The organism is Streptomyces sp. NRRL S-495 (assembly GCF_000966955.1).
Lineage (GTDB): Bacteria > Actinomycetota > Actinomycetes > Streptomycetales > Streptomycetaceae > Kitasatospora > Kitasatospora purpeofusca.
In genome coordinates, this window is record NZ_JZWY01001069.1 from 1 (window position 1) to 6,188 (window position 6,188).

Annotated in this window: 3 protein-coding genes and 1 pseudogene; 2 read left to right on the forward strand and 2 right to left on the reverse strand. The window is 75.9% G+C overall.

Going from position 1 to position 6,188, the window contains the following annotated elements; genetic code table 11:
• Positions 1 to 128: 128 nt before the first annotated feature.
• Positions 129 to 1,292: pseudogene (locus VR45_RS38935) on the reverse strand (SpoIIE family protein phosphatase); the annotation flags it as partial.
• Between the two features lie 407 nt (positions 1,293 to 1,699).
• Positions 1,700 to 3,094 (reverse strand): FAD-dependent oxidoreductase, encoded by a 1,395-nt coding sequence (locus VR45_RS38940; protein WP_078897449.1) that lies wholly within the window; start codon positions 3,092 to 3,094, stop codon positions 1,700 to 1,702.
• A 532-nt stretch (positions 3,095 to 3,626) separates the two neighbouring features.
• On the opposite strand from VR45_RS38940, the gene VR45_RS38945 reads away from it, so the two are divergent.
• Both VR45_RS38945 and VR45_RS38950 read left to right on the forward strand, forming a co-directional pair.
• Complete coding sequence (locus tag VR45_RS38945) at positions 3,627 to 4,694, forward strand: TetR/AcrR family transcriptional regulator (RefSeq protein ID WP_078897451.1); 1,068 nt, start codon at positions 3,627 to 3,629, stop codon at positions 4,692 to 4,694.
• A 335-nt stretch (positions 4,695 to 5,029) separates the two neighbouring features.
• The coding region (locus VR45_RS38950) for a sigma-70 family RNA polymerase sigma factor (protein WP_234326610.1) at positions 5,030 to 6,188 on the forward strand (1,159 nt) is incomplete at its 3' end.

The following is a 6,188-nucleotide window of genomic DNA, read 5'->3' on the forward strand; positions in this document are numbered from 1 at the left end:
AGGATTGGCCGCCCCGGGACCGTCCGCGCCGATGCGTGTCCGGTGCTCCCAGCCAGGCAGCTCGAAGAACACTAGACCTCTTGGGAGACCACGTCAAGCGCCGGTGTCCGTTCGGGGGACTCCTCCTCGGCCGGCAGCTGGAAGGCGAGGACCGCGACGTCGTCGTCGTGCTCGGAGGTGACACCCATGGCGCGGAGCAGGCGGGCGCAGACCACGTCCGGGGCGCCGACCGCGCCGGTGAGGGTGCGGGCGAGCAGGTCGAGGCCCTGGTCGATGTCCTCGTCCCGGCGTTCGACCAGGCCGTCCGTGTAGAGGACGCCGGTGGTGCCGGGCAGCAGGCGGAGGGTGTGCGAGAGGTGGACGCCGCCACCGGTACCCAGGGGCGGGCCGTTCTGCTCCTCGCTGCGCAGGACGGTGCCGTCGGGGCAGCGCAGCAGCATCGGGAGGTGGCCGGCGGAGGCGTAGCCGAGGGTGCGGCGCTGCGGGTCCCAGACGGCGTAGGTGCAGGTGGCGATCTGGTTGGCGTCGATCTCCATGGCGAGCCCGTCGAGCAGGCTCATCACCTTGTGCGGCGGGAGGTCGAGGCGGGCGTAGGCGCGGACGGCGGTGCGCAGCTGTCCCATGACGGCGGCGGCCCGCAGGCCGCGGCCCATGACGTCGCCGATCACGAGTGCGGTGCGGCCGCCGTCGATGGCGATGACGTCGTACCAGTCGCCGCCGACCGCGGCCTCGGCGCCGCCCGGTTGGTAGGTGGCGGCGACCCGGAGGTCCGCGGGCTGGTCGAGCTTCTGCGGGAGGAGGCTGCGCTGGAGGGTGACGGCGGCCTCGCGCTGGCGGCGTTCGGACTCCCGCAGCCGGGCGGCGGCGAGGACCTGATCGGTGACCTCGGCGGCGAAGATGAGGACGCCGGAGGTGGGGCCGTCACCCGTGGGAGTGGTGTCGACGGCGGTGGGGGCCGGGCCGGGGGCACTCGTGGGGGTGGATCCGGCCGGGGCCGGGTCGCCGGGGTCGCGGGTGAGCGGCACGCAGGACACGTTGTAGTAGCGGTTGCCGGTGAGGCCGAGGATGCAGCGGGCCTTGACGCTGCGCGGGCTGCCGCCCCGGATCACCTGGTCCATGAGGGGCAGCACCCCGAGGGTGCCGAGCTCCGGCAGCGCGTCGCAGGCGGGCAGGCCGGTGGGGCGTTCGCCGAAGAGTTCGCGGTAGGCGCGGTTGGCGTAGCCGAGCTGGTGCAGCGGCCCGTAGGTGACGGCGACCGGGGCGGGGATGCGGTTGAGGACCTCGCGCAGGTCCTGGGGCCGGTGGGGGTCGAGCACGCCGGTGGGGTCGAGGGCGTCCGGGATCTCGACCGGGCCGGTGGGGCTGGTGGGGTCGCGGGGGCCGGGCACCACGACGGCGTCGCCGGACGGCGTGCCGCGGTCGGTGCCGGCCCCGGACGGCGGGGTGGCACGCCACGGGACTCCGGTGAGCCGGGCGCTCCAGCGCATGAGGTTCAAACGACGGCCGCTTCCTCGGGTTCCAGGCATATCATCACGTTTTGTGCACTCGTCAGCACACGGGGTAATGATTCGGTCGGGCAGATCCTGTCAGGCGGAGGCCCGATTCCGGAAGTCGTCCGCGCCCGGCGCGGTCCTCGGGTCGGCCTCGGGGCCCTGCCGGTACTCCGAGCGGGCGGCGGCGACGGGGCCGCCGGCCCGGCTCACGGCGGCCGCCCGTCGGCCGGCTCCGGCCGGTCCGGCTGCTCGGGCCGGCCGAGCGGGACGACCTCGCGGGAGAACAGCCCGGTCAGCGCCCAGTCCATGAGGATCCGGACCCGCCGCTCGCCGCTCGGCAGCCGGCGCAGATGGCGGGCCCGGTGCAGCCACCAGGCCCGGCGGCCGGTGAGCCGCCCGCCGCCCCTGGTGTGGGCGACCGCGCGGCCCAGGCCCAGCGAGGTGGAACAGGCCGGCGGGCCCGGCAGGTACCCGGCGATGCCGGACGCGTGCGGGCCGCCGTCCAGCGCGACCAGCACATTGGCGGCCAGCAGCTCGGCCTGGGCGAAGGCGTGCTGGGCGTTGGGTGCGCACGGCGCCCCTTCCGCGTGCGGGTCGGGCACCGCCGCGCCGTCCCCGGCGGCCCACGCCCCGGGCAGCGCGCGGCCGTCCGGGCCGAGCACCTGGAGGGTGGGCAGGCAGCGGACCCGGCCGGTGGTGTCCAGCGGGAGGTCGGTGTCGCGCAGCAGCGGGTTGGGGCGGACCCCGGCCGTCCAGACCAGGGTGCGGGCCGCGAACCGGCTGCCGTCGGAGAGCGCCATCACCCCGCCGGCGGCCGACTCCAGGGTGGTGCGCAGCCGGACGTCCACATTGCGCTCGCGCAGCTGGGCCAGGGTGTGCGCGGCGAGTTCGGGCGACTCCTCGGTGAGGATCCGGTCGGTGGCCTCGACCAGGACCCAGCGCAGGTCGTCGGGGGTGGTGTGGTGGTGGCCCCGGACCGCGTACCTGGCCATGTCCTCCAGTTCGGCCAGCGCGCCGACGCCCGCGTAGCCGGCGCCGACGAAGACGAAGGTGAGCGCGGCCTGGCGGAGCGCCGGGTCGCGGGTGGTGGTGGCGAGGTCGAGCTGTTCCAGGACGTGGTTGCGCAGGCCGACGGCCTCGCCGACGGTGGAGAAGCCCCGGCCGTGCTCGGCCAGTCCGGGCACCGGGGCGGTGCGGGAGACCGATCCGGGGGCGAGCACCAGGACGTCGTAGTGGAGTTCGACCGGCGCGGGCGGTTCGCCCCGGCCGGCCGCGTCGGCCCAGGCCCGGCGGGAAGCGTGCTCGATCCGGGTGATCCGGGCGGTGAGCACCTTGCACTCGGTGAGTTCGCGACGGAGCGGGACGACCACGTGGCGGGGGTCGATGGTGCCGGCCGCGACCTCGGCGAGCAGGGGGTGGTAGGTGAGGTAGGCCTGCGGCTCGACCAGGGTGAGGTGGACCTCGCCGCGGCGGAGCCGCTCGCGCAGGCCGCGCTGGAGGTGCAGCGCGGTCGACATGCCCGCGCACCCGCCGCCGACGATCAGAATCCTGATGGCGCACCTCCTGTCGATGGGCTCCGTGGCCCGCCTTCGACCGGGCATGCCCCCATCACGCCCACCAATAAAGGACCGCCGGAGCCCTCTTGTCCACCGTCCGTACTGTGGCGGATGGGGCCGTTGGGGCCGGAAGGGGACAGAAGTACTGCCGGGGTGAGTTTCTGACGCACTTTCGGCCTCGAACGGCGGTGAACTATGGTCGGATTGTGTGGCGGCGCGGCCACTGCCATGTCAACTGGTGGCGACGCACCGTGGATCGGTCATTACGGCCAGTTCTAGTGTTGGCGGGAGAACCCGACTGCGGGACCGTGATCCGGGGAAGGGTAGTTCCCGGACAGGGCCCCGAACGGGCGCCGACGCGCCGGCCCGATCGCATGGATCGGCCCGGCGGCGCCCTCCGGAGCGGGGTCCGGGTGGACCTGCGCGCGGCCGCACCCGCGGCCGGGCGGCACCCGGGCGGCACCAACGGCACGAGCGATGGGTCATCGGTCATTTCTTTCAGGCGTAGCTGCACCGGGGGGTGCAGGGGCGGGCGACGACAGGGTCCGGAACCGGACGCCTGCGGGGGAGAGTTGGGATGATGGAACAGGAGCGACTGTTGGGGCGATCGGGTGCGGCACACCCCGGCCAGGGCGTGGTGCCGGAGCAACGCGGCCCGGCCGAGGCCTCCGGCCCACCGGGGGCGGCGTACGCGGCCGTCCCGTACCGGGGCGGCGAGGCGGCACAGGGCGGCGGACCGTCCCCGGGCACCCGGCTGCGGGTCGACGCGCGGCGGAACCTCGAGAGCGTGCTGCGCGCCGCCCGTGAGGTGTTCGGCGAGTTCGGCTACGGCGCGCCGATGGAGGAGGTGGCGCGACGGGCCGGGGTCGGCGTGGGCACGGTGTACCGGCGCTTCCCGAGCAAGGAGGTACTGGTCCAGCGGATCGCGGCCGAGGAGGTCGCCTGGCTGACCGCCCAGGCCCGCGAGTCGCTGTACGGCGGCGCGGGTGCCTGGGAGGCGCTGGCCGGCTATCTGGCCCGCGCGGTGTCCACCGGGGCCGGGCGGCTGCTGCCGCCGGAGGCGTTCCGGTACGCCGAGGAGCTGGGGCGGGTGCCCGAGCAGCGTTCGCCGGACCCGGTCGGGTCGGGCAGCGCGTTCGGCTCCGCGCGGTACGAACCGACGGCGACCGGCCTGCCCGGTGCGGCGTACGGTTCGGCGCCCGGGCCGCTCGGCGGTCCGGTGCCGGGTCAGGCGTCCGGTCCGGTGTCCGGCGAGGCGGCCGGAGGGCCCGTCGGGGCCGGCGTCGGGACGGCGACCGAGGGCGAGCTGGCGGCCCTGGTGGCGGACGCGGACCCGCGACTGCTGCTGCAACTGCTCGCGGCCCTGGTGGCCCGCGCGGGTGCGGCCGGCGAGCTGCGGCCCGGAGTGACCGTCGCGGACGTGGTGCTGGTGCTGACGGCGTCGGTGCCGGTGCACGCCTGGCGCGGCGGGCCGCCGGTCGGTCCGGTCGTGGTGGGTGCGGCGGGCGCGGTGCCCGGCGCGGTGCCCGCGGGCTCCGGGGAGGCCCCGCAGCCGACGGGTGGCCCGCAGACGGACGGTCAATCCGCCGACGGACCCTCCGACCGGCTGCTCCAGATCCTGCTCGACGGCCTGCGGGCCCGCTGAGCCGGACCGCACCGGGACCCACCGTCCGGCGCGGGCACGGAGGTTGGTGAGCGGGGCGGACGGCTGCGGGCCGTTCGCCCGGGGCGGGCGACGCCGCCCCGGGGCGCCGTGCGCGGGGCGAACACATCCGCGACGGCCCCACGGAAGAGTGGGTCACGGCCGGTCCGGCTACCGCCCAACTCTGCGCTATGCCATCCTTTGCCCGTGGTTGGAGCCAATGTCCCGATGCGCGCCGTTCGCGCGCCCTCGGCGCCGTGCGGCGGAGAATCGTGCGCCCACGCACTCCCGCGCGCCCTGCCACACTACGGGGGCTGTCGTGGAGTCTGGGGTCCGTTGTGAGCGCCGAGGAACAGAACGACTACGGCTACGGCCTCGACTTCGGGCGGTCCGCCGGGGGCGGGTCCGACCGGGGACCTGACGGTCCGGCCGTCGGCCCGGGGGCACCCGGCGGCGGGTCGGGGGCTGCCCCCGGGCCGGTGCCGGCGGGCCAGGTGCCGGACCAGGCCGGGATGCCGGGCCGCGAGACCCTCTCCGCCTCCGCCGCGGCGCTCCCCCAGGGCCGGGTCCCCGGGCAGGCCGGTGCCGGGCGCGGCGGCGTCATCCCGGAGGCCTTCGTCGGCACCGGGGCCCCGGTGCGTCCCACCGTGCCGGCGCCGGCCGATCCCGTCGACGGTGAACGACCGCCCTCCGACGCGGAGTTGACCGCGCTCGTCCGGGCCGGCGACGACACCGCCTACGAGGAGATCTACCGCCGGCACGTGGATTCGGTGCGCCGCTACGCCCGGACCTGCTGCCGGGACAGCTTCACCGCCGAGGATCTGGCGGGCGAGGTGTTCGCCCGCACCCTCCAGGCGCTGCGGGCGGGCAAGGGGCCGGAGTTCGCCGTCCGCGCCTATCTGCTGACCGCGGTCCGGAACGTCGCGGCGGCCTGGACCCGCAGCGAGCGGCGCGAGCAACTCGTGGACGACTTCAGCGTGTTCGCGCAGACCTCGGCCGCCGTGGTGGACCTCGATCTGGCCGACCCGGGCGCCGACGCCTGGGCGATGGCGCTGGCCGACCAGCGCATGGTGATGCAGGCCTACGCCGAACTGCCCGAGGACGACCGGATGGTGCTCTGGCACACCGAGGTCGAGCGGGAGTCTCCCAAGACCGTCGCGGTGATGCTCGGCAAGACCGCCAACGCGACCGCCGTCCAGGCCCACCGGGCGCGCGACCGGCTCGCCGCCGGCTTCCTCCAGGCGCATGTCTCGGGCAGCCAGGACCGGGACTGCGAGGCGTACGCCAACCGGCTCGGCGCGTACGCGCGCGGCTCGCTGCGCAAGCGCGCCTCGGCGGAGGTCGGCCGGCACCTCAAGGAGTGCGACCGGTGCACGGCCGCGTGCCTGGAGCTGTCCGAGATCAACCACGGGCTGCGTGCGCTGCTGCCCGGCGGGGTGCTGGTCTGGATCGGCGTGGGCGGCTTCGGCGCCGCCGCGGCCGCCGTCGGCGGAGTGG

Excerpts from the sequence above, each read along its gene's own strand:
- VR45_RS38940 (WP_078897449.1), bottom strand. The coding sequence starts at position 3,094 with ATGCCCGGTCGAAGGCGGGCCACGGAGCCCATCGACAGGAGGTGCGCC.
- VR45_RS38945 (WP_078897451.1), top strand. The coding sequence starts at position 3,627 with ATGATGGAACAGGAGCGACTGTTGGGGCGATCGGGTGCGGCACACCCC.